The following is a 24,618-nucleotide window of genomic DNA, read 5'->3' on the forward strand; positions in this document are numbered from 1 at the left end:
GGGGGAGGATTTAAGGGCCGCAACCCGAACGCCAGCTCGCCATCCTCGCCCAGCCCGATCACCCGCTCGGCCCAGCCGTCTCTGGTCCGGGCGAACTGCCGCGCCGGCAGGCAGTCCAGCAGCTCGTTAGCGACCAGGATCATCGGCGCGCCAGCCGGAACCTGGTCCAGGCGCGAAGCCCAGCGTGGCTTGTCGCCCAGCCTCTGCGCCTGGCGGGCCTTCAGCGGTTCGGACACCTCGACCAGCCACACGTCGGCGGCCGCCAGGAAGTCCGGCGCGACGCGCGCGGCGCGCAGCAGGTCGCTCATCAGCGTGCCGTCGCCGGGGCCCATCTCCACCAGGCGGAACAGCGCGGGGCGGCCCAGGCGCGTCCAGGTCTCGATCATCCAGAGGCCGATCAGCTCGCCGAACATCTGGCTGACCAGCGGCGCGGTGATGAAGTCGCCGCCGGCGCCCCCAAGGCCGCCCAAGGCAGGCCGCGTGGCGTAATAGCCGTCGCGCGGGTCGTGCAGGCAGCGGGTGAAGAACTCGGGCACGGCGATCGGCCCGTCGTGGGCGATCTGGGCCTTGAGGCGCTCCAGCAGGCTCATGGGATCAGGCGGCGGTCTCGGCCGGGGCGCGCAGCGCGCGCCACAGCAGCCAGCCGCCGACCAGGATCATCGGCGCCGACAGCATCATCCCCATGGTCAGGCCGAACGGGAAGTCGGGCATGCCGATGTCGGGGTTGCGGACGTTCTCCAGCGACAGGCGGAACAGCCCGTAGGCGATCAGGAAGGTCGCCACGATCGCCCCACGCCGCTGCAGCCACTTCAGCCGGTAGATCGCGAAGGCCAGGATCAGGAACAGCAGCAGACCTTCCAGGCCGGCTTCATAGAGCTGGCTGGGGTGGCGCGGCAGCTCGCCGGCCGGGCAGATCCCTTGTGGATGGCTGGCGCGGATCGTGTCGTTGCAGAAGACGATCCCCCACGGATGTTCGGTGACGCGGCCCCACAGCTCGCCGTTGATGAAGTTGGCGATGCGGCCAAAGAAGATGCCGATCGGGGCGACCGGCGCGACCAGGTCGCCCAGCTTCAGCATGTCGATCTTGTTGCGCTGGGCGAACAGGGCGATCGCCGCGCAGACGCCCAGGAAGCCGCCGTGGAAGGACATGCCGCCTTCCCAGATCTTGAAGGCGTCGGCGGGGTTGGCCAGCAGCCAGGTCCGCTGCGCCTCGTTGGGCAGCATGTAGAAGAGGATGTAACCCACGCGCCCGCCCAGGATGATGCCCAGGGTGATCCACAGCACGAGGTCGTCGATCTGCAGCGGCGTGGCGGTCGGGGTGCGGCCGCCCCACAGGCCAGGCGTCTTGACCAGGCGCACCGCGTAGCGCCAGCCCAGTAGGATGCCCGCGACATAGGCCAGGGCGTACCAGCGCAAGGCCAGGGGTCCCCACTGCAGCGCCCAGGGGCCGATGTGAACGACCGGATCGATGTCGGGGAAGATCACGCGCTCGGGCTCCGCTCGGGACAGATCGTCGCACCGTATAAAGCGCGTCAGGCGAAAGTGTGAGCGGTTTCGCCGCCCGGACGCGCGTCAAAAGACTCCTTCGGGGTTCGCTTTCATCCCCTGTTTCCCATATATGAAGCCAGCGCCCACACGCGGGCGCGTGGAAAGCCGATGCACAGCCAGAACCCGCTCCTCGACGAATTCGCCAAGCTGACCCAGGCGGCCATGGGCATCGCCCAGACGGCGGGCGAGGAAGCCAAGGCCGCGATGCGGTCGCAGGCGGACCGGCTGGCGGCCGAGTTCGACCTGATCCGCCGCGACGATTTCGAGGCGCTGAAGGCCGAGGTCGCGGCCCTGCGCGAAGAGATCGCCAGCCTCAAGGCCGCCCCCAAGGAAGCCAAGAAGGCTCCGGCCAAGAAGAGCGCGACGACCGGCGAGTGACGCCTCGGCGGCTCGCGCCTGGCGTGAAGCGACTTGAGACGAACGTCGCGAAGCAGATTAGTGTGCCCGGTACGTGAGCGAATCACGGCGGGGCTGACCCCCGCCCGCGCTGGCGGGGACGCAGGATTCTCATGGACACCCAACCGGAAGAAGACGACGTCCTGATGGCTCTCGATCCCCTCGAGGTGGTCGAGCATGTGCTGTCGGCCGAAAACCTGACCTTCGATCGCACCGAGGACGGCGACCTGGCGTTCGCGCTGAAGGGCGACTGGAAGGACTACGAGCTGTGGTTCGCCTGGCGGCCCGAGGCCGACTGCCTGCAGCTGTGCCTGTCGATCGACCTGCGCGCGCCCAAGTCCAAGCGGACGGCGGCCTACGAGCTGCTGGCCCTGATCAACCAGCGCGTCTGGCTGGGCCACTTCGAGGTGTGGACCGAGGACGGCGAGGTGGTGTTCCGCCACGCCCTGGCCCTGCCGGCCGGCGAGCGCCCGACCATGGCCCAGGCCGCCTCGATGATCGACGCGGCGGTGGAGGCGGCCGACCGCTTCTATCCGGCCTTCGACTTCCTGCTGCACGGCGCCAAGACCCCGGACCAGGCGATGGCCGCCTGCATGTTCGAGACGGTGGGCCAGGCCTGATCGGCCGCTTGGCCCTTGGCCAAGGCCTTCGGGGGGCTTAAGGGCGGCGGCGATCGTTTCGTCGGAGCTGTCCCATGACCCCCATCCTCCTCCTCGGCGCCGGACGCATGGGCGGCGCGCTGATCCAGGGCTGGCGCGAGGCCGGCGCCTTCGTCGCTCGCGACCTGATCGTCCGTGATCCGAACATCGAGCCGGCCGCGGTCCGGGGCGCGATCCTCAATCCGCCGCTGGAGGCGCTCGGCGCGGCCAAGACGGTGCTGCTGGCCGTCAAACCGCAGATCTGGCGCGAAGCGGTCAGGGACGTGGTCCCGCACCTGGCGCCCGACGCCGTGATCGTCTCGATCGCCGCCGGCGTCCGCGCCGCCGACATCTCCGAAGCGTTCGGCGGCCGGCGCGTGGCGCGGGTCATGCCGACCACCGCCGTCGCCATCGGGCGCGGCGCGGCCAGCCTCTACGCTGACGACGCCGAGGCGCTGGCGCGGGCCAAGGCCCTGTTCGAGCCGGTGGCCGCCGTCGCCGTCCTTCCCAACGAAGAGCTGATGCACGCGGCGACGGCCGTCTCGGGCTCGGCCCCGGCCTATCTCTACGCCTTCATCGAAGCGCTTGAGGCCGCCGGCGCCGCCCAGGGCCTGGACCCGGCCGAGAGCGCGCGCCTGGCCCGCGCCACCATCATCGGCGCCGCGGCGCTGATGGAGCAGAGCGGCGAGGAGCCGGCCGAGCTTCGCAAGCAGGTGACGTCGCCCGGCGGCACCACGGCGGCGGCGCTTTCCGTGCTGATGGGCGAGGGCGGGTTCGGCGCGCTGCTGCCCCAGGCGCTGGCTGCGGCGGTGGCGCGGTCGAAGGCGTTGGGCGGCTAAAGACTCGCCCCCTCCGCGCTGCGCGCTCATCCCCCAGAGGGGGAAGAAGATAAGCGCGCGCCCTTCTGCCCCCTCCGGGGGCGGACGACCTGCGAAGCAGGTCAGGTGGGGGCTTGCTGAGGCGGCCATACTGCCCCCATCTCTTCGCCATGACCGACGACATCCTCGACCGGGCCGCCGACGCCGCCCTGGCCCTCGCCGCCGACCAGCCGTGGCCGACGGTGTCCTTGCGCGACATCGCCGTGAAGGCCGAGATCTCGTTCCCGGACCTTTACGCCAAGGCCAGCAGCCGCCTCGCCGTGCTGGCGCGCGTGTCCGAGCGCTTCGATCGCGCCGCGCTCGCCATCGACTATCCGCAGGGCTCGAACGCCCAGGACCGCCTGTTCGACGCGGTGATGGCCCGGCTGGAGGCGATGGAGCCGCATCGCACGGCGCTGCTGAACATCGCCAAGGCGCAGGGCGGGGTGGTCGCCGCGACGCGCTTCCCGTTCATCGCCCGCGCCCTGTTGGAAGCCGCCGGCGTCCCCGCCACCCCGCCGCGCCTGCTGGCCATGGCCGTGGTGTGGGGCCGCGTGGTCCAGGTCTGGCGCGAGGACGACGCGGCCCTGAACCGCACCATGGCCGAACTCGACAAGCGCCTGAAGCAGATGGCCCAGCGCCTGGGCATGATTGGGGCGGGGCTTTAGGCGGCAGCCTTCCTTGTTCTCCTCCCCCATCGGGGGAGGGGGACCAGCGAACGCTGGTGGAGGGGCCGCATGCGGTGGAGCTACATCCTGTGGTCGGCCTAAAACACGTGAAAGCGGCGGAACACGGTGCCAGGCCTAGACTCGGCCGGCCCCTCCACCGCCGTTCGGCGGTCCCCCTCCCCCGATGGGGGAGGAGAGAGGGAAAGCGGAACCACCAAGTCCCTTGATCAAGCCCTACCCCGGCAACCGGATCAGCGCCCTCAGCCCCCCCATCGCCGAGCGCGACAGCACCAGGTCTCCGCCGAGACCCCGCGCCATGTCGCGGGCGATGGCGAGGCCCAGGCCCACGCCCTTCTCGTTCTGGTTCCGGCTCTCGTCCAGGCGCGAAAAGGGCTTGAAGGCCTCCTCGTAGCGATCCTCGGGGATGCCGGGCCCGTCGTCGTCCACCGCGATCTCGACCCCGCCGGTCTGGCGCGGCGTGGCGGTGACCTTGACCCGATCGGCGTGGGCGAGGCCGTTGTCGACCAGGTTGGCCAGGGCCCGGCGGAAGGCCAGCGGCCGCAGCCGCGCCTCCAGCCCCGGCGCGATGTCGGTCTCGACCACGCCGCCGCCGCGCTCGGCGTCGGCGACCACGCCCGCGATCAGTTCGGAGAGATCGACCACCCGCGCCTCCTCGCCGCCCTCGCCACGGGCGAAGGCCAGGTACTCGTCGATCATGTGCTCCATCTCGGCGAGATCGCCCTTCATCGCCTCGATCTGCTCGCACGGCTCGGCCATGGCCATTTCCAGCTTCAGCCGGGTCAGGGGCGTGCGCAGGTCGTGGCTGACGCTAGCCAGCAGGGCGGTGCGCTGCTCGATGTGGCGGACGATGCGCGCCCGCATGGCCAGGAAGGCGCGGGCGGCCTTGCGCACCTCCCGCGCGCCGTGCGGCTTGAAATCGTGGTCCTCGCCCCGGCCGAAGGCGTCGGCGGCGTCGGCCAGGCGCTCGATGGCCCGCACCTGGTTGCGGATGAACAGGATGGCGACCGCCGTCAGCAGCATCGTCGCCACCACCATCCACAGGATGAAGATGTGGCCTTGCGTGGCGTAGGCCCGGTCGCGCAGGGCGTAGATCTGCAGGACCCCGTCCTTCACCTGCACCCGGATGTCGATATAGGCGGTGTAGCGGGTCGTATCGAACCAGAACGGGTTGTCGAGCCGGTCGTCCAGGGCCTGTTGCAGCGAGCGGTCCAGCGCCGCGAACAGCGAGGGCCGCCGGCCGGTCGGCAGCTTGCGGCCCTTCTGGAAGGCGATCGACAGGGACATCGAGTCCTCGGCCCGCTTGGCCAGCTTCTCGACGGCGGCGGGACTGGGATCGTCCTCGTAGGACTGCACCGCCCAGGCGATATCGCCGGCCAGGCCCTCTGAGAGCTTGCTGGTCACCGACTGCCAGTGGGCGTCGAAGAACGCCCAGGTCACGGCGATCTGCATCACCGCCACCGGCAGGATGATGATCAGCAGGCTGCGGCCGAACAGCGAGGTCGGCAGCAGGCGCTTGAAGAAGGGCGGAAGGGTGAAGCGCGTGGAGAGGGGCATGGCTAGCGCAGCCCCCTCCGGCCCTTCGGGTCACCTCCCCCATGAAGGGGGAGGACGGATCCGGCTCCTGCTCCCCCTTTATGGGGGAGCTGTCGGCGAACGCCGACTGAGGGGGCGGCCGCCATCAATCCGGCGCCAGCCGATACCCGATCCCCCGCACCGTCTGCAGGTAGCGCGGGTTTTTTGGATCCGGCTCGATCTTGCGGCGCAGGCGGGTGACCTGCACATCGACGGCGCGGCCGGTGGCGTCGGCGGTGTCGCGGGCCAGTTCCAGGCGGTCCACGGGCTCGTGGACCGAGCGGGCCAGGCGGCGCATCAGGCTCACCTCGGCCTCGGTCAGGCGGATCACCTCGCCGTCGCAGACGAGCTCGCCGCGCTCCGGCTCGAAGGTGCAGCGGCCCAGGTTCAGGGCGGCGGCGCGCGTCCCGACCGGGCGCGCCGAAGAGCGCCGCAGGATCGCCTCGATGCGCAGCAGGAGCTCCTGCGGCTCGAACGGCTTGCCCAGGTAGTCGTCGACGCCGCTGGACAGGCCCTCGATCCGGTCGGCGGTCTGGTCGCGGGCGGTCAGCATCAGGATCGGCGTGCGGCCGGCCTCGCCGCCCCGGGCGCGCAGGCGCTTGGTGAAGGCCATGCCGTCCTCGCCCGGCATCATCACGTCCAGCACCATCAGGTCGAAATCGAGCGCCTCGAACAGCTTGTCGGCGCTGGCCGCGCTGGAGGCGGCGGTGACACGGAAGCCGGCCCGTCCCAGGAATTCCTTGATCAGCTTACGCAGGCGATCGTCGTCGTCGACGACCAGCAGGTGGCGTTCGCGGCGCTCGTCCGGAGTCATGGCGTCGTCCTCACGAAACCGGACGCCGCACGACGCCGACGCCCTGCCGCGGTCCAGCCAGAGCCGCCAGGATCCGCCTCGCGCCGGCCACGCCGTCCAGGCCGCCCGTGCGATAGGCCCGCGCCAGCAGCGCTCGCAGGCGTTCGGCGGTGCGCTGCTCGAAGGCCACGCCCTCGGGCGTCAGGGTCGCCGGGCGGCGGCGGCCGTCCAACTCGCCCGAGCCGCGCTCGACCAGCCCCGCCTTCTGGAGGTCTGACAGGGTGCGGCTGGCGGCCTGCTTGGACAGGCTGGTCAGCTTCGAGAGATCCTGCACCCCGATCCCCGGCCGGCGGCGCAGCAGGAAGGCCGCGCGCCAGTGCGAGCGGCCCAGGCCGACGCTCTCGCTTTCCAGCACGGCGTCTACGGCGGCCCACAGCGAGGCCTCGGCCAGCAGGATCAGTTCCAGCCCGCCGTCCAGCTCCTCCTCGCGGAGGATCAGACGGGGATCGTCCGAACCGGGCTGCAGCGGGGCTATCATCGCGCGGAGTCCATTTTATTTGACGCGCCCACCCTCGGGGCGTCTAAGGGCCGGGTTTTTCATAAGGAGGTCTTGGGCCGATGTCTCTGGTTCCCTTCGACGATCGTGACGGTTGGATCTGGCTGGACGGCCAGTTCGTGCCCTGGCGCGAAGCGAAGGTGCACGTGCTGACCCACGGCCTGCACTACGCCTCGTCCGTGTTCGAGGGCGAGCGGATGTACGGCGGCGAGATTTTCAAGCTGACCGAGCATACCGAGCGCCTGTTCAAGTCGGCCGAGATCCTCGACTTCAAGATCCCCTACACGGTGGCCGAGATCGACGAGGCCTGCAAGGCGACGGCGGCGAAGAATGGTCTTAAGGACTGCTACGTCCGTCCGATCGCCTGGCGCGGCAGCGAGATGATCGGCGTCTCGGCCCAGCAGACCAAGATCCACGTGGCCATCGCGGTCTGGGAATGGCCCAGCTATTTCGACCCGGCGACCAAGGCCAAGGGCATCCGCCTGACCTGGGCCAAGTACCAGCGTCCGGACCCCAAGACCGCCCCGGTCGCGGCCAAGGCCGCCGGCCTCTACATGATCTGCACCATCTCCAAGCACGCCGCCGAGAAGGACGGCTACGCCGACGCGATGATGCTGGACTATCGCGGCTATGTCGCCGAGGCGACCGGCGCCAACGTCTTCTTCGTCAAGGACGGCGTGCTGCACACGCCCAAGCCCGACTGCTTCCTGGACGGCATCACCCGCCGCACCGTGATCCAGATCGCCAAGGACAAGGGCATCGAGGTCGTCGAGCGCCACATCCAGAAGGAGGAGCTCTCGGGCTTCACCGAGTGCTTCATCGTCGGCACCGCCGCCGAGGTGACCCCGGTCTCGGAGATCGGCGAGTTCACGTTCACCCCGGCCAAGCTGTCGCTGGACCTGATGGACACCTACGCCGCCCTGGTCCGCGGCCAGGCGATGGCCGAGGCGTAAGCAGCTTTAAACTGTTGTCCCTGATGCCGCCGCTCGAAGCGATCCGGGCGGCGTTTTCATGCCCCTAAATCCGTGTCATCCCGGCTCTCCGCGCTTTGCGCTCCGGCCGGGATGACACGCTTATATTGATACGCGCTCCCCCGTGCTTGCGATCGGCGGTCCCGACCGCTAAAGCCGAAAGCACAACGTTTCCTCTTTCGGAGCCGCGCCATGCTCGCGATCCTCGTCATCGCCATCTTCCTGGGCGTCGTCTGCACCCTGAACCTGTCCGAGTTCGGCCGCATCGACTGAGCACGCCGATGACCGCGCGCGGGGCGGCCCTGGTCACCGGCGCGGGACGCCGGATCGGACGCGCCCTGGCCCTGGAGGCCGCGCGCGCCGGCTTCGACGTCGCCATCCACCACCGCGCCTCGGCCGACGAGGCCGAACTGACGGCCGCCGACGTGCGGGCGCTGGGCCGCCGCGCGGCCCTGGTCAGCGCCGACCTCTCCCTTGAAGACCAGGCGAGCGGCCTGATCGCCCAGGCGTCCGACGCCCTCGGCCCCGTCACCCTGCTGGTCAACAGCGCCTCGGCCTTCGAGGACGACCGCGTCGGCGGCCTGTCCCGCCGGACCTGGGACCTGCACCTCGAGACCAACCTGCGCGCGCCGCTGGTGCTGGCGCAGGCCTTCGCCGCCGCCCTGCCGGCCGATCGGGCGGGCCTGGTGGTCAACATCATCGACCAGCGCGTCTGGCGGCCGAACCCGCAGTTCTTCAGCTACAGCCTCAGCAAGGCCGGCCTGTGGTGGGCCACCCAGACCTTGGCGCAAGCCCTGGCGCCGCGCATCCGGGTGAACGCCATCGGCCCCGGCCCGGTGCTGCCGTCGGTCCACCAGGCGCCCGGCGAGTTCGAGGCGGAAGCCGCCGGCGTGCTCCTGCAGCGCCGCGCCACGCCCGACGAGATCGCCGCGGCCCTGCGCTATCTCATTGACGCCACGTCGGTCACGGGCCAGATGATCGCCGTGGACGGCGGCCAGCACCTGGGCTGGAAGACGCCCGACATCGTCGCTCCGTAATAGAGAGGCCGCCCCTTGGCCGCAGCTCCGCTTCCCGACACCGCTCCCGCTCAGGCCCTGGCGCGCGTCATCGTCACCAAGGTCTTCGTGCGCGGCCTGAAGGTCGAGGCCCAGATCGGGGTCTACGACCATGAGCACGGCCGCATGCAGCCGCTGGTCGTCGACGTCGAGCTGGACGTGGCCGCCAGCCACTGCGAGCGCCTGCCCGACACCGTGAACTACGAGATGGTCGGCGAGGCCGCCCGCGCCATCGTGGCCGAGGGCCATATCGACCTGGTCGAGACCTTCGCCGAGCGCTTGGCCCAGGCCTGCTTCAGCGATCCGCGCGTCACCCGCGCCCGGGTCCGGGTCGAAAAGCCCCTGGCCCTGGCCCCGCACGCCGCCGCCGCCGGCGTCGAGATCACCGCCGTCCGGGCCTAGAGCGCGCGATGGACATCCGCCACGGCGCCCGGCTCTCCCCGCTCCAGCCCGAGACGGTCTGGACGCTGGAGGCCGGGGTCCTGGTGGAGACCCGCGGCAAGGCCGAGCGCCGGTTTCCGCTGGCCAGCCTGACCCGCTACCACCTGGCTGTCGGCAAGGACGGACGCCGGCGCAGCCTGCTGCTGACCTTCGGCCGGCGGCGGATCGTCATCGTCTCGCAGAGCTACCAGGGTCCTGGCCGGTTCGAGGATCGGCTGGCCAGCTTCTCGATCCTGGCGCGGGCGCTGGCCGCCGTCGGGGCCGACCTGTCGCCGAGGGCCCGCTTCGGCGTCGCCCGGCTGGAAGCGCGCGCCGCCCTGACCGGCATGATCGCCCTGACGGCCTTGGGCGCCGTCGCCACCCTGGCGTTCTCGCTCAGCGCGGGCATGGTCGCCGTCGGCGTCGACATGGCCGCGCGGATGGTCTTCGTCCTGCTGCTGCTCGCCGCCGCCCTGCCCTGGATCGGCGCCGGCCCGGCCTTCGACCCGCGCGATCCGCCGGCGAACCTTCTGCCCTGACCGCAAGAAAACGCCCCGGCCAGAGACCGGGGCGTGCGCAGGTTTAGGAAACGAAGGGAAAACAGAAAGCGCGCGATCAGCGCGGCATCAGCACGCTGTCGATCACGTGGATCACGCCGTTGCTGGCGGCGACGTCGGTGGCGGTGACGGTGCTCTTGCCGCCCTTCTCGTCGGTGATCACGACCTTGCCGCCCTCGACCGCCGCCTTGAACGCGCAGCCGCCCACGGTCTTGATTGTGTAGCTGCCGCCGCCCGCCTTGATGGCGGAGAGCAGGGTCTTGGCCTCGACCTTCCCGGCCACGACGTGGCAGGTGAGGATCTTGGAGAGGGTCGCCTTGTTCTCCGGCTTGACCAGGGTCTCGACCGTGCCGGCCGGCAGCTTGCCGAAGGCGGCGTTGGTCGGGGCGAACACCGTGAACGGACCGGCCCCCGACAAGGTGTCGACGAGGCCGGCGGCCTTGACCGCCGTCACCAGGGTCGAGAAGTCCGCATTGCCGGCGGCGACGCCGACGATGTTGGGCTTGGCGCCGTGGTGATCGGCGAAGGCCGGGGTGGACACAGCCGCGGCGGCGAGCGCCAGCACCGCGGTGCGGCGCAGGATCGAACGCATCATCTTTTGAAACCTTCCATCGATTGGGGGGAGATGGGTGGGGGAGAAAGTCGACGGCGCGCGGTCACTGGTCATTACGGCCCATCCCTCTGATCGGACGCGCTCAGCGAACGTGACTTTTTCGTAATGGTTGTCGTGAAGGTGAAAACGACGTCATGACGCCACCTTCATTTGCATCCCGCCCCCGACGGCGCGATCCTTTGGGCCAACGACGATATTTCAAGGCTCAAGACGTTGTCAGACCCCACCCTGGACCCCGCCGTCCCGCCGCGGTTGCAGGACGACAAGACCCTGCCGGGCATCGGTTACGCCCTGCTGATCGCGGGCCCGCCGACCGGCGGCCTCACCTGCGTGATCGCCGCGATCCTGGCCTATGTCAGCCGCAAGGACGCGCCCGAATGGCTGGCCAGCCACTATGAGTTCCAGATCCGGACCTTCTGGCTGGCCGTGCTGTTCGCCGTGATCTCCGGCGTGCTCACCGTGATCGGCGTCGGCGTCGTGCTGATGGTGGCGGTGGGCCTGTGGATCATCGTCCGCGGGATCATCGGCCTGTCCAACCTGTTCAAGAACCAACCCTATCCCACGCCCAAGAGCTGGATGCTTTGATCATGACCGACACCCTCGTCATCGAACGCCCCGAAGAAGACAAGCTGCTGCCGGCCGTGGTCTACGGCCTGTACCTGCTGGGCTTCACCAATGGCCTGACCTTCATCGTCGGCCTGATCGTGGCCTATGTCAGCCGCGACACCGCCGGCCCGATCAATGGCAGCCATTTCACCTTCGCCATCCGCAGCTTCTGGCTGTCGATCGCCGGCTTCCTGCTGGGCCTGGCTATTTTCCTGGTTGGCCTGCCGCTGAGCCTCGTCCTGATCGGCATCCCGATGCTGGTGTTCGGCGGCCTGATCATGGGCAGCATCAGCCTGTGGTTCATCGCCCGCTGCATCGCCGGCATCTATTACCTGGCGCGCGGCGAGGCCTATCCCCGCCCGCAAAGCTGGCTGATTTAGAGGCGTCGCGGCCCGTCCGGCGCCCGCCCGGAGGTCACTGGCCTTCGAGGCGCGGCCAGACGGGCCCTGGCCTCTCGACCTTCGCCCGGCGTTTCCCGCATTTCCGGCTCCGGCGGACATCCGCGTCTGGGGAGGCGCGGCGGTCGGCGGACGGTTGGATCATCTGGGGGTGATCCGCGCGACATCGAGAAGGCGGCGGCGAGCCAGCTCGCCGAGGGGACGGACCGGCCTTATCGTCAACGACCGTCCGCATACGGCATGTCCGCCGATGCGGCGGCGGCGAGGATCTCGCCGCCGCTCGCACGCCATAGAGGCGCTCTATTCCGTCCAGAAGATTTATCAATTTGCTCGATCGTGAGCCGAGCCTTACAAGCGGCGCATCCTTTCAACGGAGCGCCTCATGTCGCTGATCAACACCGAGATCAAACCCTTCACCGCCCAGGCCTTCAAGGACGGCAAGTTCGTCACGGTCAGCGATGCGGACACCAAGGGCAAGTGGTCGGTCTTCTTCTTCTATCCGGCCGACTTCACCTTCGTCTGCCCGACCGAGCTGGAAGACCTGGCCGACAACTACGACACCTTCCAGAAGCTGGGCGTCGAGATCTACGCCGTGTCGACCGACACGCACTTCTCGCACAAGGCCTGGCACGACAGCTCGCCGGCCATCGGCAAGATCAAGTACACCATGATCGGCGACCCGTCGGGCCTGGTGACCAACAACTTCGACATCATGCGTCCGGGCGTCGGCCTGGCCGACCGCGGCACCTTCCTGGTCGACCCGCAAGGCGTCATCCAGTTCATGGAAGTCACCGCCGAAGGCATCGGCCGCAACGCCGCCGAACTGATCCGCAAGGTCAAGGCCGCCCAGTACGTGGCCTCGCACCCCGGCGAAGTCTGCCCGGCCAAGTGGGAAGAGGGTGAAAAGACCCTGGCCCCCTCGCTCGACCTCGTCGGCAAGATCTAAGACCTGAACTGCCCCGCGCCGCCACCGGTCAACAGGGCCGGCGGCGGCGCACCTCTCTCGATCGTACGCCGCGTTCGATCGTTCTCCCCGACAATCGAACGCCCCTTCCACTCTCCTAGCCCCTAGGGAGCCCATCATGCTGGACGCCGGTCTGAAGACCCAGCTGACCACCTATCTGCAGAACCTGCGCCAGCCGATCGAACTGGTCGCCTCGCTGGACGACTCCGCCGGCTCGGCCGAGATGAAGGCGCTGCTGGAAGACATCGTCGCCACCTCTGACAAGGTCAGCCTGAACCTGGCCGGCGACAACGAACGCAAGCCGTCCTTCGCCATCGCCCGCGCGGCCAATGATGCGGACGTCCGCTTCGCCGGCCTGCCGCTGGGCCACGAGTTCACCTCGCTGGTGCTCGCTTTGCTGCACGTCGGCGGCCACCCGCCGCGCCTCGACGCCGAGGTGATCGAGCGCATCAAGAGCCTGGACGGCGACTACCGCTTCGAGACCTATTTCTCGCAATCGTGCCAGAACTGCCCCGACGTGGTGCAGGCGCTGAACACGATGAGCGCCCTGAACCCGCGCATCCGCCACGTCGCCATCGACGGCGCCTTCTTCAAGGCCGAGGTCGAGGAACGCCAGGTCATGGCCGTCCCGACCATCCTGCTGAACGGCCAGCCGTTCGGCCAGGGCCGCATGGACGTCGAGCAGATCCTGGCCAAGCTGGACACCGGCGCGGCCGACCGCATGGCCGATAAGATCAAGGCCAAGGACGCCTTCGAGGTTCTGGTCATCGGCGGCGGCCCCGCCGGCGCGGCCGCGGCGATCTACGCCGCCCGCAAGGGCATCCGCACCGGCGTCGCCGCCGAGCGTTTCGGCGGCCAGGTGCTGGACACCATGGACATCGAGAACTTCATCTCGGTCCCGCACACCGAAGGCCCCAAGCTGGCCTCGGCGCTGGAGCAGCACGTCAAGGACTACGAGGTCGACGTGATGAACCTGCAGAAGGCCGTGGGCCTGGTTCCGGCCAAGACCCCGGGCGGCCTGATCGAGATCAAGCTCGAGAACGGCGCCAGCCTGAAGTCCAAGAGCGTGATCCTGTCGCCCGGCGCCCGCTGGCGGAACGTCAACGTGCCCGGCGAGGCCGAGTACAAGAACAAGGGCGTGGCCTACTGCCCGCACTGCGACGGCCCGCTGTTCAAGGGCAAGCGTGTGGCGGTGATCGGCGGCGGCAACAGCGGCGTCGAGGCGGCCATCGACCTGGCCGGCATCGTGGCCCACGTGACGCTGATCGAGTTCGACAGCCAGCTGCGCGCTGACGCCGTGCTCCAGCGCAAGCTGGCCAGCCTGCCGAACGTCAAGATCGTCACCTCGGCCATGACCACCGAGATCCACGGCGACGGCGCCCGGGTGAACGGCCTGACCTACAAGGACCGCAACAGCGACGCGTCCCACCGCGTCGACCTGGAAGGCGTGTTCGTGCAGATCGGCCTGGTGCCCAACACCGAGTGGTTGAAGGACTCCGGCGTGGCGCTCAGCAACCGCGGCGAGGTCGAGGTCGACTATCGCGGCGAGACCTCGATCCCGGGCGTGTTCGCCGCTGGCGACGCGACCACGACGCCGTACAAGCAGATCATCATCGCCATGGGCGAAGGCGCCAAGGCCTCGCTCAGCGCCTTCGACTACCTGATCCGCCTGCCGGCGGAGACGGCGCAGGTCGCGGCTTAGGCTGGTTTGCAGCCCGAACCCCGTGTCATCCCGGAAGCCTCGAAGAGGCTATCCGGGACCCAGGGGCCGGCGCACTGCGGTTGCCCCTAAGTCCCGGCTCTCCGCTTCGCTGCGGCCGGGATGACACGCGTATTTAAGCAAACAAAAAGGCCGCCCAGGATCGCCCCCGGGCGGCTTCTTCGTGTCTACGTCCAGTCCCTAGAACTGGATATTCGCCCCCACGAACACGGTGCGGCCGCTGGTGGTGAAGTTCCACAGGCGGCGGGCGCCGGTCTGGCCGAAGCCGTTGTTGAAGCTGTTGACCTGCTCTTCGCGCTCGTTGGTCAGGTTGATCGCGTCCATCGTCAGCCGGATGCGCGGGGTGACCTGGTAGAAGGCCGCCGCGTCGACATAGGTGGTGGCGTTGAAGGCGCCGTTGTCGATCAGGTAGTCCGAGCGGTAGTTGGCCGAGACGCGGCCGCCCCACTTGGCGGTCTCGTAGTACAGCGTGGCGTTGGCGTTGACGTCCGACAGGCCGAAGATGTCGGTCTTCTGCGGCTTGCCGTTGACCAGATTGATCGTCGAGGAGTCGATCAGGGTCAGGTTGGCCACGACGCCGAAGTGCTTCAGCGCGCCCGGCAGGAAGAAGAAGTCGCTCTGGGCCGACAGCTCCAGGCCGGTCAGCTTGGCCGAGGTGTTGTTCACCTGGCGGGTGTACTGGGCGACGATCGTCGAGCCGGTGACGCCCGGATAGAGGCCTTCGGCCAGGCCCGTGCTGGCGTAGCTGACATTGGTCGTCGTCTGGCTGGAGACCAGGCCGTCGATGTCCTTGTGGAACACGCCGGCGGTCAGCATGCCGACGCTGCCGAAGTACCACTCGGCCGACAGGTCGAACTCCTTGGAGGTGTAGGGGTCGAGGTTCGGGTTGCCGGTCGACACCGTGACGGTCGAGCCGTCGACGCTGATCGAGCCGTTCATGGCGTAGGCGCCCAGGGCCGGACGGTTGATGTTCTTGGCGGCGGCCATGCGGACCTGGAACTGGTCGGAAACCTCCAGCACCGCGTTGAGGGCCGGCAGCACGCCCGAGTACTTCTTCTTGGCCTCGGTCGGGGTGTTGACGCCCTTGACCGACATGACGCCGGTGGACGTCAGCTCGGTCTCATAGGCGCGCAGGCCGGTGTTGCCACGCAGCGGACGGCCCAGGACCTGCGTCTTCCAGTCCAGCTGCAGGTAGCCGGCGTTGGTGTCTTCCTTGACCGCGTAGATGCCCTTGGGCGCCAGCAGCGTGCGGGTCACGCCGTACTTCGACAGCGCCTTGTCCCAGTCGACGATGATCCACGACTGGTCGTGGTGCTGGCTGAACACCTTGGTGATCCCGTCGAGGCGATCGTCCAGCGTGCCCTTTTCCCAGGCCGTCTTGTTGACGTCGTCATTGGCCTGGGTGAAGCCCGAGTTCTCGAAGCCGCGATACGACACGCCGCCCTTCAGGGTGAAGTCGTCGTTGAAGGCGTAGGCGCCGTTCAGCTCGGCGTTCTTCAGCTCGGTGCTCTGATAGGTGGCCGAGAAGTCGATCTCGTGGGCCCGGTAGTTGTTCGGGTCGGTGGTGTCCCACTTGTAGGTGTTGTGGCCGGTGTCGCCGCGATAGTCGGTGATCAGGCCGCCGAACGCCTCGGTGTAGAACTTGTCCGAGATCGGAATGTCGTAGTCCGACTTCTCGCGGCCGATGTGGCCGTCGACCGTCAGCTTGTCGGTCAGCTTCCATTCGCCGGTCAGGACCAGCTGGTCGAAGGTGTTCTTGGTCTGCTGGCGACGGGTCTCGGTGGCGAAGACGGTGTTGTCGACGTCGGCGTAGATGATCGAGTTGTACTTGTCGTACTCGATCGCGTTCAGCACCGGCGGCGCGCTGACCAGGTTGCCCGAGTGCGGGGTGGCCGCGCCCAGGATGGTCGAGCCGACCGTGGCGCGGGTGGCCAGGTGCAGTTCCGAGCGGTCGTTGGTGAACTTGCCGTGCAGGGCGTCGAGCGTCAGGGTCAGGTTCTCGACCGGACGCCATTGCAGGGCGGCGGTCAGGCCCAGGCGCTCCTGGTTCGAATCCCAGACCGACAGGCGATTGCCGCGCTGGAAGATCAGCTCGCCGTTCGTCGCCTTGGCCGCGTCGGCGGCGCTCAGCTTGACGACGTTGGCGGCTAGCGCCTTCTGGGTGCCCGCGCCATAGGTGTTGTAGCCCTGCTCCTCGGTCTTGCGCTTGGAATAGGCCACCGAGACCAGGGCGCCGAACTTGTCGTCCCAGTTCTTGCTGATCATCGCCGCGCCGCGCGGCTGGAAGTCCTTGGTGGCGCTGTTGGTGCCGCCTTGCAGCGACAGGGCGGCCTTGGTCCCCGAATAGTCGAACGGCTTGGCGGTGTAGAGACCGACCGTGCCGGCCATGCCGCCTTCGTCCTGCTCGGCCGAGAACGACTTACGCACGTCGACCTTGGAGAACAGGTCCGAGGCGAAGATGTTGAAGTCGAACGCCCGGTCGCGCGAGGTCTGGCCGCGGCTGTCCATCGGCGAGTCGACATTGCCCAGCACTTCCATGCCGTTCAGCTGGACGCGGGTGAAGTCGGGACCGAGGCCCCGCAGCGAGACGCGACGGCCTTCGCCGCCTTCGCGGTTGATGGCCACGCCCGGCAGGCGCTGCAGCGACTCGGCCAGGTTCAGGTCAGGGAACTTGGCCATGTCCTCGGCCACGATCACGTCCGAGACGATGGCGCTGGTCCGCTTGGCCTCGCGGGCGGCGCCCAGCGACTTGCGGAAACCGGTAACCACGACGGCGTCGACGGCGTCCGCCGGCTCGGCGGCCGGCGCGGTGTCTTCGACGCGGGCGAACGCGGCCGGCGCGATCATGGCCATGACGAGTTGAGCCGCGCCCGCCAGGAGCGCGATCTTGGTGCGAGACATGAAAAGATCCCCAAACTGAGCCCGTCGTGGGAGGGTGCGCCACAATTTTGGCGCCGACGGTTGAGTGGGGGCGTTAGGGTCTCTCCATGACGAGAGCGTCTCGGTTTTTTAAAAGCTTGATGACGCACCGGGCCGTAGCGACGTCAAACCGTCATGGGCTAGCGGTATGGCGACGCTCTGTTTCGGAGTTCGCCCATGCTGACCCTGCTCGCCGCCCTGGCGGTCGCCGCCGCCCCCTGCCCCGCCTCCGACGAAAGCGCGCCGTGCGTGCGCCAGCGGATGGACGCCCTGCCGATGAACGACCTGATGGCCGTCGGCACGCACAATTCCTACAAGCAGGCCATTTCGGCGGACGAGATGGCGGCCATGGTCGCCGCGCGCGGCCAGGCCGCCCTGGGAGTCGACTACGGTCACCGGCGCCTGGCCGAGCAGCTGGACGCCGGCGCTCGCCAGATCGAGCTGGACGTCGTCGCCGACCCCGAGGGCGGCCGCTACGCCAAGCCGCTGACCGTGTTCGGCCATGGGACGGCCCTGCCGCCCGAGATGGCCGCCGCCCTGGCCAAGCCCGGCTTCAAGACCATGCACATGACGGACGTCGACTTCCGCGTCTCGTGCGTGACCTTCGTTTCGTGCCTGAAGGAGATCCGCGCCTGGTCGGACGCCCACCGCGACCACGCGCCGATCCTGATCATGATCAACGCCAAGGAAGGCGAGGCCACGGTGCCCGGCGGCGTCAAGCCGCTGGACTTCACGGAAAGCCTGTTCGACGCCTTCGACGCAGAGATCCGCTCGGTGTTCGGCGACGACCGCCTGATCACCCCCGACCAGGTGCAGGGCAAGGCCAAGACCCTGCGCGAGGCGGTGCTGGCGGGGGGCTGGCCCAAGATCGGCCAGGCGCGCGGCAAGGTGTTCTTCGCCCTCGACGAGGGGCCCAAGAAGGTCGCCATCTATCGCGGCAAGCGCGCCTCGCTGGAGGGCCGGGCGATGTTCGTCAACACCGACGAGGCCTCGCCCGCCGCCGCCTATCTCACGCTGAACGATCCGATCGCCCAGAAGGACCGCATCGCCGCGGCCGTGAAGGCCGGCTTCATCGTCCGCACCCGCGCCGACGCCGACACCTGGGAGGCGCGCCGCAACGACGCCTCGCGCCGCACCGCCGCCTTCACCAGCGGCGCCCAGTACGTGTCGACCGACTACATCTGGCCGGACCCGCGCTTCCCGGGCGGCTACACCGTGCGCCTGACGGGCGGCGACGTGGCCGTCTGCAATCCGGTGCGCCAGCCCAAGGCCTGCGACAACCTGCCGATCGAGGCCCTGCCCGGGACGCCGGAACGCGGCTACCTGCAGCCCGAGGCGCGGCCGGACCTGACCAAGATCCTCGCCCCGCCGCCGCAGCCCGGCTCGCCCCGCGCGATCGCCGACGCGGCCGTCTTCGACCAGAGCCGCGCGATCAAGGACAAGGACCCGGCGCGGTGGGCCGAAGCGACGGCCGACGTCAGCGGTCCGGCCTTCGGCCATTTCGAGAAAGCGCTGGGCGTGAAGCTGACCCCCCAGAACGCCCCGATCCTGTCGGCCCTGCTGGAGCGCGCGGGCGACGACCGCTCGCCGGTCAGCGTCGCCAAGCACTTCTGGGGGACCAAGCGCCCCTATATCGGCAAGGACGCCGCCCCCGTCTGCGAGCCCAAGCGCCCCGACCTGACCGCCAATCCGGACTATCCGTCGGGCCACTCGGCCTTCGGCGGCCATGTCGCCATGATCCTGGCCGAGGTCGTCCCCTCGCGCGCCGACGCCCTCTACGCGCGCGGCCGCGACTATGCCGACAGCCGCTGGATCTGCGGCAGCCACAGCCTCAGCGCCGCCGAGGCCGGCCTGCAGTCGGGCGAAGTGATCTACGCCGCCCAGCACCGCTCCGAGACCTTCCTGCGCGACATCGCCATGGCCCGGGCGGAGGTCGCGGCGGTGATGGCGGCGCAGGGGAAGTAAGCAACCCAAAAATCCGTGTCATCCCGGCCGCAGCGCAGCGAAGAGCCAGGACCCAGGGGCCGCCGCACTGCCGCTCGCCCCTGGGTCCCGGGTCGGCTTCGCCGCCCGGGATGACACGAGTTTAAGCGGGAATTTCCTGAAGCTACCTCCGCGCCGCCCGTCCCGCCTTCACCGCCGTCGCCAGGTCGTCGAGCATCTGCACCGAAGTTTCCCAATCCACGCAGGCGTCGGTGACCGACTGGCCGTAGGTCAGCGGCTGGCGGGGGACGATATCCTGGCGGCCAGCGACGAGGTGGCTTTCGATCATCACGCCCATGATCGGCGAGGCGCCGGTGGCCAGCTGGGCGCAGACGTCGGCGACCACCGCCGGCTGGTTCTCGTGGTTCTTGCCGCTGTTGGCGTGGCTGACGTCGACCATGATCCGCTCGGGCTGGCCGGCCTTCTTCAGGACCTCGGCGGCGGCCGCGACGCTGGCGGCGTCATAGTTCGGCGTCCTGCCGCCGCGCAGCACGACATGGCAGTCGCCGTTGCCGGTGGTCGTGGCGATGGCCGCGCGGCCCTCCTTGGTCACGGCCAGGAAATGGTGCGGCTGGCTGGCGGCCGTCACCGCGTCGACCGCGACCTTCACGTCGCCATTGGTGCCGTTCTTGAAGCCGACGGGGCAAGAGAGGCCCGAGGCCATCTCGCGGTGGATCTGGCTCTCGGTCGTGCGCGCGCCGATCGCGCCCCAGGCGACCAGGTCGGCGATGTATTGGGGCGTCGTGACGTCCAGGAACTCGCAGGCGGCCGGCAGCCCCTGGGCGCTGACGTCCAGCAGCACCCGCCGCGCCAGGCGCAGCCCCTCGTTGATGCGGAAGCCGCCATCCAGGTCCGGGTCGTTGATCAGGCCCTTCCAGCCCACCGTCGTGCGCGGCTTTTCGAAGTAGACCCGCATGATCACCTCGAGCTCGCCGGCGTGACGCGCGCGCTCGGCGGCCAGACGCTGGGCATATTCCAGGGCGGCCTTGGGGTCATGGATCGAGCAGGGCCCGATCACCACCACCAGGCGGTCATCGCGCCCGTGCAGGATGTCGTGGACCGCGCGGCGGCTCGCGCCGACGACCTCGGCGACGGACGAGGTGGCCGGCGCCTCGCCGATCACCTGGGCGGGCGGGCTGAGGGTCTGGAGTTTCTCGATCCGCAGGTCGTCGGTGGAGACGGGCAGCGAGACGATTTGGGCGGTGGAAGACGGCATGGATGGCTCCGGAAGATATCTGGGAGGGTCCGGCGGCCATCAAAAAAGCCGCCCGGGGATCCCCTGGCGGCTGGTGAAGGTGTTCTTTGATGGCCCTGATCTCAGGCCGAACGAAACCCTCCCGGCGCCAGAGGCGTCGGATAGCTAAAATACCAAAACAGCGTGTGGCTGGCGGCGAGGGTCATCGGAGCGAACGTAAGGCGAAGTTGGCCGGGTGTCACCCCTGGATTTCTGGGGGCGACAAAAGAGGCCCAAAAGCACGTGTTATCCCGGAAACGCCGGATAGCCTCTGCGAGGCTTCCGGGATGACACGAGGTTTGAGGCAGGATCTAACACTCCCATGCTCTGGCGCCGTCGCATCGAACCGTTCACGAGACCCCTGGTCTACGCCTTCTTCCGCTTCAAGCGGGGCCTGACCCTGGGCGTGCGGGCGGTGGTCACCGACGAGGCCGGCAAGGTCCTGCTGATCCAGCACACCTACATCAAGGGCTGGTACCTGCCCGGCGGCGGGGTGGAGCGCGGCGAGACGGCGGAGCTGGCCGTGGTCCGCGAGCTGCAGGAGGAGGCCGGGGTCCGCGCCCTGTCGCGCCCGCGCCTCGTCTCGGCCCACAGCAACGAGGTCCTGCACCCCGGCGACCACGTGCTGGTCTACCGCATCGAGGCCTGGGAGGCCTGCGCCAGCAACGCCGCCGGCGAGATCCACGCGGTGGGGTGGTTCGATCCCCACGACCTTCCCGAGGAGACGACCCGGGCGACGCGGCGACGCATCGCCGAGGCGCTGCATGGGGAGGAGCCGGACGCGATGTGGTGACGAATAATCCCTTTCTCTTTGAGAGAGGGCGGGGCCCACGCGCAGCGTGGGAGGGTGAGAGGTAAAGGTCTCTCCTGACAAGCCGAAGCCTCGGGGCGTTCGGGATTTCTTGGCGAGGGTGAAACCTCTCACCCTCCCACCGCCTGCGGCGGCGGGCCCCGCCCTCTCTCCAGGAGAGAGGGAATCATAATCGCCCCCTTCACACCTGATCGTCGATCACATTAAATGCTTGTTTGAAACCGTCCGCCGTCTCTCCCAACTAGAGCGGGCGATCCCAACGGGCAGGAGAACGTCATGCGCGAGTACACCAAGTTCTACATCGACGGCGCCTGGGTCGATCCGGCGGACGCCAAGACGCTGGACGTCATCAACCCGGCCACCGAAGAGGTCGCGGGCGTGATCTCGATGGGGTCGGCCGCCGACGTCGACAAGGCCGTGCGCGCCGCGCGCAAGGCGTTCGCGACCTTCTCCCAGACCAGCCGCGAGGAGCGCATCGACCTGCTCGAGCGGATCATCGCCGAGTACCAGAAGCGCTTCGAGGACATGGCGAAAGCCATCACCGAGGAGATGGGCGCCCCCGCCTGGCTGGCCCAGCGCGCCCAGGCGGCCATGGGCATCGGCCACGTCCAGACGGCCCTGGCCGTGCTCAAGGACTACAGGTTCGATGAAGATCGCGGCACGACCCGCATCGTCAAGGAGCCGATCGGCGTCTGCGCCTTCATCACCCCGTGGAACTGGCCGGTGAACCAAATCGCCTGCAAGGTCGGCCCGGCGCTCGCCACCGGCTGCACCATGGTGCTGAAGCCCTCGGAAATCGCCCCGTTCAGCGGCTATATCTGGACCGAGATCCTGCACGCCGCCGGCGTCCCGGCCGGGGTCTTCAACCTGGTCAACGGCGACGGCCCCACGGTCGGCGCGGCGCTCAGCAGCCATCCGGAAGTCGACATGGTCTCGTTCACCGGCTCGACCCGCGCCGGCATCGAGGTGGCCAAGAACGCCGCCCCGACCGTCAAGCGCGTCCACCAGGAGCTGGGCGGCAAGAGCCCCAACATCATTCTCGACGACGCCGACTTCCAGAAGGCCGTCGCCGGCGGCGTGGCCTCGGTGATGCTGAACTCGGGCCAGTCGTGCAACGCCCCGACCCGCATGCTGGTCCCCGGCCAGCGCATGGACGAGGTGATCGCCATCGCCAAGGCCGCCGCCGAGGCCCACACGGTGGGCGACCCGAACGGCAACCACAAGATGGGCCCGGTCGTCTCCGAGACCCAGTGGAACAAGATCCAGGGCCTGATCCAGAAGGGCATCGACGAGGGCGCCACCCTGGTCACCGGCGGCACGGGCCGTCCCGAGGGCCTGGACAAGGGCTACTATGTGAAGCCCACCGTCTTCGCCAACGTCACCAACGACATGACCATCGCCAAGGAGGAGATCTTCGGCCCGGTGGTCTCGATCCTGGGCTACGACACGGTCGAGGAAGCCGTCACGGTCGGCAACGACACCGAGTACGGCCTGGCGGCCTATGTCTCGGGCGGCGACCAGGGCGAGGTCCGCAAGATCGCCAGCCAGCTGCGCGCCGGACAGGTGAACCTCAACGGCGCCAGCCCCGACCTGATGGCCCCGTTCGGCGGCTACAAGATGAGCGGCAACGGCCGCGAGTGGGGCGACCACGCCTTCGGCGAATTCCTGGAGACCAAGGCGATCCTGGGTTACTCGGCGAAGGTGGCGGCGGAGTAGGGGGCTGCGGCTTCGGCTGAGTTAGACGGAGAGGGCGGGGCCGGGAGGCTCCGCCTTTTTTCATTATCTGCACCAAACCGCTCAGCACTCGATTGCCCATTGATCTATCTGAAGTCATACAATATGTATGATGTCGGTTGATCGATTGAGGTGTCTCAATGGCTATTTCCGCAGCGCAATGTCGTGCCGCCCGCGCTCTTCTCGATTGGAGCCAGGAGCAGCTTGCTCAGAGCGCTGGTGTCGCTCGTGCGACTATTGCTGACTTCGAGCGAGGTATTCGTCTCGACCTCATGAGGCAAAACATGATTTCACTCGTTGAAACGCTTGAATCAGCTGGCATCGAATTCCTGCCGGAGACCAGTGAGGGGGGCGGAGCCGGCGTACGCCGTCGAAAGCTCGAACTCGAATATAGCAAAGATGCACGAATGCTTGATGGTGGGCTCAGCCTAGCTCTGAGGTACAAAGGGCAAGCCCATCGCCTGCATGTCTCTCAAGAGGCGCTCGACGATTTAGGGCATCTTGGGGCAGCGGGAGATGGTGAGCGTGTCCGTGTAGCCCAAGAGCACATGGGACGGATTCTACGAACTGCGGAATTGAAGTTGGAAAAAGGCGACTACGCCCAGAACGGGACAGTTCTGCTCCAGAGTGCCGATTTTTCCTAGCCGTGGTCCTTGGACTCCTCCAGGGTCGGACCCAACCTTACATCTCTTGGAGGCAGCAGCGTGCCGGACTGACCAGGTCAGTCAAGGACCGCCCTCCGGGCGGCCGCTCCGCGGCGGCGAAGCCGTCCTTGAGTGACCTGGTCAGTCCGGCGATCGTCTCGCCGTGAGATGTAAGGCTTGCGCCCTTCCCGGGGCGGGAAGGGGCGCGCGAGAACCCTCTCCCACCGGAGAGGGGTTTCGATGCGGAACCTCCTCCGCCCCTCCCGGATTCGACTTGGCGAAAGGAGACCGCCATGTCGGACGACAAGACCAAGAGGACCCCGCAGGACGCCGCGCGGATCAATGTCCACGAGCCCTATGAGGTGCGCTATTGGACCGAGGCGCTGGGCGTCACCGAGGACGTGCTGAACGAAGCCGTCGAGCGCGCCGGGCCGGACGTGGAAGCCGTGCGGAAGTATATCGGCAGCAATAGCTGAGAGGGCAATTGCATTCTCCTCCCCCATTGGGGGAGGGGGACCAGCGAAGCTGGTGGAGGGGCCCTGTGCGGAGGGGCTACATCCTGTGGTTGGCCGTTGCGTCTTTCTGATCTTACGGGGACGTCGCCGGCTCGGCCGGCCCCTCCACCGCCGTTCGGCGGTCCCCCTCCCCCAGAGGGGGAGGAAAGGGAAAAGTAAGAGCGTTCGCGGCGCTCTATGATCCGCGTATCCGGAATCGAACTGAGCGATTTCAAACACTTCTCACTTTTACACGCCGCTCTGTGATCCGCGTTCAAACCCCGCCCATACTTGTCCTTACCCGATGGCTTGGAAGGGACGTCCGGCCGGCGATCGTGACGGCTGTCGGGGGTGGTCGAGCGGGAGATAGGTTCGGGCTGAAATCGCCCGGACGGTCCGGGGACCGGGTCGCCAGCCCGGCCCGCCCGCCGGGGGCCTCTTTCGGA

General features: G+C 68.4%; 26 protein-coding genes and 3 pseudogenes. 19 read left to right on the forward strand and 10 right to left on the reverse strand.

The window, feature by feature from the left end; all coding sequences use genetic code 11:
- Both DI526_RS18355 and lgt read right to left on the reverse strand, forming a co-directional pair.
- A partial coding sequence (locus DI526_RS18355; RefSeq protein WP_304280998.1) for an SAM-dependent methyltransferase occupies positions 1-590 on the reverse strand: 590 nt, incomplete at its 3' end.
- 4 nt (positions 591-594) lie between these two features.
- Positions 595-1,485, reverse strand: a complete 891-nt coding sequence (gene lgt, locus DI526_RS18360; protein WP_304281000.1) for a prolipoprotein diacylglyceryl transferase — start codon at positions 1,483-1,485, stop codon at positions 595-597.
- Positions 1,486-1,656: 171 nt separating this feature from the next.
- Here lgt and DI526_RS18365 point away from each other — a divergent pair, with 171 nt between their 5' ends.
- The 4 genes from DI526_RS18365 (at position 1,657) to DI526_RS18380 (ending at position 4,107) form a co-directional block, all read left to right on the forward strand.
- On the forward strand, positions 1,657-1,926 hold the full coding sequence (locus DI526_RS18365; RefSeq protein WP_304281001.1) for an accessory factor UbiK family protein: 270 nt from the start codon (positions 1,657-1,659) through the stop codon (positions 1,924-1,926).
- A 131-nt stretch (positions 1,927-2,057) separates the two neighbouring features.
- Complete coding sequence (locus DI526_RS18370; RefSeq protein ID WP_304281003.1) at positions 2,058-2,564, forward strand: YbjN domain-containing protein; 507 nt, start codon at positions 2,058-2,060, stop codon at positions 2,562-2,564.
- 74 nt (positions 2,565-2,638) lie between these two features.
- Positions 2,639-3,421 (forward strand): pyrroline-5-carboxylate reductase, encoded by a 783-nt coding sequence (proC, locus tag DI526_RS18375; RefSeq protein ID WP_304281005.1) that lies wholly within the window; start codon positions 2,639-2,641, stop codon positions 3,419-3,421.
- A gap of 149 nt (positions 3,422-3,570) precedes the next feature.
- Entirely contained in the window at positions 3,571-4,107 is a 537-nt protein-coding gene (locus DI526_RS18380; protein ID WP_304281007.1) for a TetR family transcriptional regulator, read from the forward strand.
- Here DI526_RS18380 and DI526_RS18385 read toward each other — a convergent pair.
- The gene (locus DI526_RS18385) at positions 4,104-4,178 is read right to left on the reverse strand and encodes a hypothetical protein (RefSeq protein WP_304281039.1); all 75 of its coding nucleotides are present in this window, start codon (positions 4,176-4,178) and stop codon (positions 4,104-4,106) included. The genes DI526_RS18380 and DI526_RS18385 overlap by 4 nt on opposite strands.
- A gap of 72 nt (positions 4,179-4,250) precedes the next feature.
- Here DI526_RS18385 and DI526_RS18390 point away from each other — a divergent pair.
- Positions 4,251-4,334 (forward strand): annotated as a pseudogene (locus DI526_RS18390) (hypothetical protein); the annotation flags it as partial.
- A 7-nt stretch (positions 4,335-4,341) separates the two neighbouring features.
- Here the strand turns inward: DI526_RS18390 and DI526_RS18395 are convergent.
- The 3 genes from DI526_RS18395 to DI526_RS18405 all read right to left on the reverse strand — a co-directional run bounded on the left by DI526_RS18395 (position 4,342) and on the right by DI526_RS18405 (position 7,031).
- Positions 4,342-5,682 carry an ATP-binding protein gene (locus DI526_RS18395; protein ID WP_304281009.1) on the reverse strand — a complete coding sequence of 447 codons (1,341 nt, stop codon included), beginning with the start codon at positions 5,680-5,682 and terminating at the stop codon, positions 4,342-4,344.
- Positions 5,683-5,806: 124 nt separating this feature from the next.
- Positions 5,807-6,514: a response regulator gene (locus DI526_RS18400; protein ID WP_304281011.1), complete on the reverse strand. Its 708-nt coding sequence runs from the start codon at positions 6,512-6,514 to the stop codon at positions 5,807-5,809.
- Positions 6,515-6,524: 10 nt separating this feature from the next.
- Entirely contained in the window at positions 6,525-7,031 is a 507-nt protein-coding gene (locus DI526_RS18405; RefSeq protein ID WP_304281013.1) for a MarR family winged helix-turn-helix transcriptional regulator, read from the reverse strand.
- A gap of 80 nt (positions 7,032-7,111) precedes the next feature.
- On the opposite strand from DI526_RS18405, the gene DI526_RS18410 reads away from it, so the two are divergent.
- From DI526_RS18410 to DI526_RS18425, 4 genes are all read left to right on the forward strand, one after another.
- Complete coding sequence (locus DI526_RS18410) at positions 7,112-8,002, forward strand: branched-chain amino acid aminotransferase (RefSeq protein ID WP_304281015.1); 891 nt, start codon at positions 7,112-7,114, stop codon at positions 8,000-8,002.
- A 299-nt stretch (positions 8,003-8,301) separates the two neighbouring features.
- Entirely contained in the window at positions 8,302-9,057 is a 756-nt protein-coding gene (locus tag DI526_RS18415; RefSeq protein ID WP_304281017.1) for an SDR family oxidoreductase, read from the forward strand.
- A gap of 15 nt (positions 9,058-9,072) precedes the next feature.
- Positions 9,073-9,477, forward strand: coding sequence for a dihydroneopterin aldolase (gene folB, locus DI526_RS18420; protein ID WP_304281019.1), 405 nt, complete (start codon positions 9,073-9,075; stop codon positions 9,475-9,477).
- 8 nt (positions 9,478-9,485) lie between these two features.
- The gene (locus tag DI526_RS18425) at positions 9,486-10,034 is read left to right on the forward strand and encodes a hypothetical protein (protein WP_304281021.1); all 549 of its coding nucleotides are present in this window, start codon (positions 9,486-9,488) and stop codon (positions 10,032-10,034) included.
- 76 nt (positions 10,035-10,110) lie between these two features.
- Here the strand turns inward: DI526_RS18425 and DI526_RS18430 are convergent, their stop codons facing one another.
- Entirely contained in the window at positions 10,111-10,647 is a 537-nt protein-coding gene (locus DI526_RS18430) for a fasciclin domain-containing protein (protein ID WP_304281022.1), read from the reverse strand.
- Between the two features lie 231 nt (positions 10,648-10,878).
- On the opposite strand from DI526_RS18430, the gene DI526_RS18435 reads away from it, so the two are divergent.
- The 4 genes from DI526_RS18435 (at position 10,879) to ahpF (ending at position 14,335) form a co-directional block, all read left to right on the forward strand.
- The gene (locus DI526_RS18435) at positions 10,879-11,250 is read left to right on the forward strand and encodes a DUF4870 domain-containing protein (protein WP_304281023.1); all 372 of its coding nucleotides are present in this window, start codon (positions 10,879-10,881) and stop codon (positions 11,248-11,250) included.
- A 2-nt stretch (positions 11,251-11,252) separates the two neighbouring features.
- On the forward strand, positions 11,253-11,651 hold the full coding sequence (locus DI526_RS18440; protein ID WP_304281024.1) for a hypothetical protein: 399 nt from the start codon (positions 11,253-11,255) through the stop codon (positions 11,649-11,651).
- A gap of 400 nt (positions 11,652-12,051) precedes the next feature.
- The gene (gene ahpC, locus DI526_RS18445) at positions 12,052-12,615 is read left to right on the forward strand and encodes an alkyl hydroperoxide reductase subunit C (RefSeq protein WP_304281026.1); all 564 of its coding nucleotides are present in this window, start codon (positions 12,052-12,054) and stop codon (positions 12,613-12,615) included.
- 136 nt (positions 12,616-12,751) lie between these two features.
- Positions 12,752-14,335: an alkyl hydroperoxide reductase subunit F gene (ahpF, locus tag DI526_RS18450; protein WP_304281028.1), complete on the forward strand. Its 1,584-nt coding sequence runs from the start codon at positions 12,752-12,754 to the stop codon at positions 14,333-14,335.
- A gap of 51 nt (positions 14,336-14,386) precedes the next feature.
- Here ahpF and DI526_RS18455 read toward each other — a convergent pair.
- Together DI526_RS18455 and DI526_RS18460 are read right to left on the reverse strand one after the other, a co-directional pair.
- Positions 14,387-14,476, reverse strand: a pseudogene (locus DI526_RS18455) (hypothetical protein); the annotation flags it as partial.
- A gap of 57 nt (positions 14,477-14,533) precedes the next feature.
- The gene (locus DI526_RS18460; RefSeq protein WP_304281030.1) at positions 14,534-17,254 is read right to left on the reverse strand and encodes a TonB-dependent receptor; all 2,721 of its coding nucleotides are present in this window, start codon (positions 17,252-17,254) and stop codon (positions 14,534-14,536) included.
- A gap of 195 nt (positions 17,255-17,449) precedes the next feature.
- On the opposite strand from DI526_RS18460, the pseudogene DI526_RS18465 reads away from it, so the two are divergent.
- A pseudogene (locus tag DI526_RS18465) lies at positions 17,450-18,538 on the forward strand (phosphatidylinositol-specific phospholipase C1-like protein); the annotation flags it as partial.
- Between the two features lie 841 nt (positions 18,539-19,379).
- On the opposite strand, the gene DI526_RS18470 reads toward DI526_RS18465, so the two are convergent.
- Positions 19,380-20,471 carry a 3-deoxy-7-phosphoheptulonate synthase gene (locus tag DI526_RS18470; protein ID WP_304281032.1) on the reverse strand — a complete coding sequence of 364 codons (1,092 nt, stop codon included), beginning with the start codon at positions 20,469-20,471 and terminating at the stop codon, positions 19,380-19,382.
- A gap of 340 nt (positions 20,472-20,811) precedes the next feature.
- On the opposite strand from DI526_RS18470, the gene DI526_RS18475 reads away from it, so the two are divergent.
- The 5 genes from DI526_RS18475 (at position 20,812) to DI526_RS18495 (ending at position 24,374) form a co-directional block, all read left to right on the forward strand.
- Entirely contained in the window at positions 20,812-21,282 is a 471-nt protein-coding gene (locus DI526_RS18475; RefSeq protein ID WP_304281033.1) for an NUDIX domain-containing protein, read from the forward strand.
- A gap of 294 nt (positions 21,283-21,576) precedes the next feature.
- A complete protein-coding gene (locus DI526_RS18480) occupies positions 21,577-23,016 on the forward strand; it encodes an aldehyde dehydrogenase family protein (RefSeq protein WP_304281035.1) in 1,440 nt (479 codons plus the stop codon).
- A 158-nt stretch (positions 23,017-23,174) separates the two neighbouring features.
- Positions 23,175-23,678, forward strand: coding sequence for a helix-turn-helix domain-containing protein (locus DI526_RS18485; RefSeq protein ID WP_304281036.1), 504 nt, complete (start codon positions 23,175-23,177; stop codon positions 23,676-23,678).
- 293 nt (positions 23,679-23,971) lie between these two features.
- On the forward strand, positions 23,972-24,154 hold the full coding sequence (locus DI526_RS18490; protein ID WP_304281038.1) for a DUF3606 domain-containing protein: 183 nt from the start codon (positions 23,972-23,974) through the stop codon (positions 24,152-24,154).
- 109 nt (positions 24,155-24,263) lie between these two features.
- Positions 24,264-24,374, forward strand: coding sequence for a hypothetical protein (locus DI526_RS18495; protein ID WP_304281041.1), 111 nt, complete (start codon positions 24,264-24,266; stop codon positions 24,372-24,374).
- Positions 24,375-24,618: the final 244 nt, after the last annotated feature.

The organism is Caulobacter segnis (genome assembly GCF_003243465.1).
Classification (GTDB): domain Bacteria; phylum Pseudomonadota; class Alphaproteobacteria; order Caulobacterales; family Caulobacteraceae; genus Caulobacter; species Caulobacter segnis_A.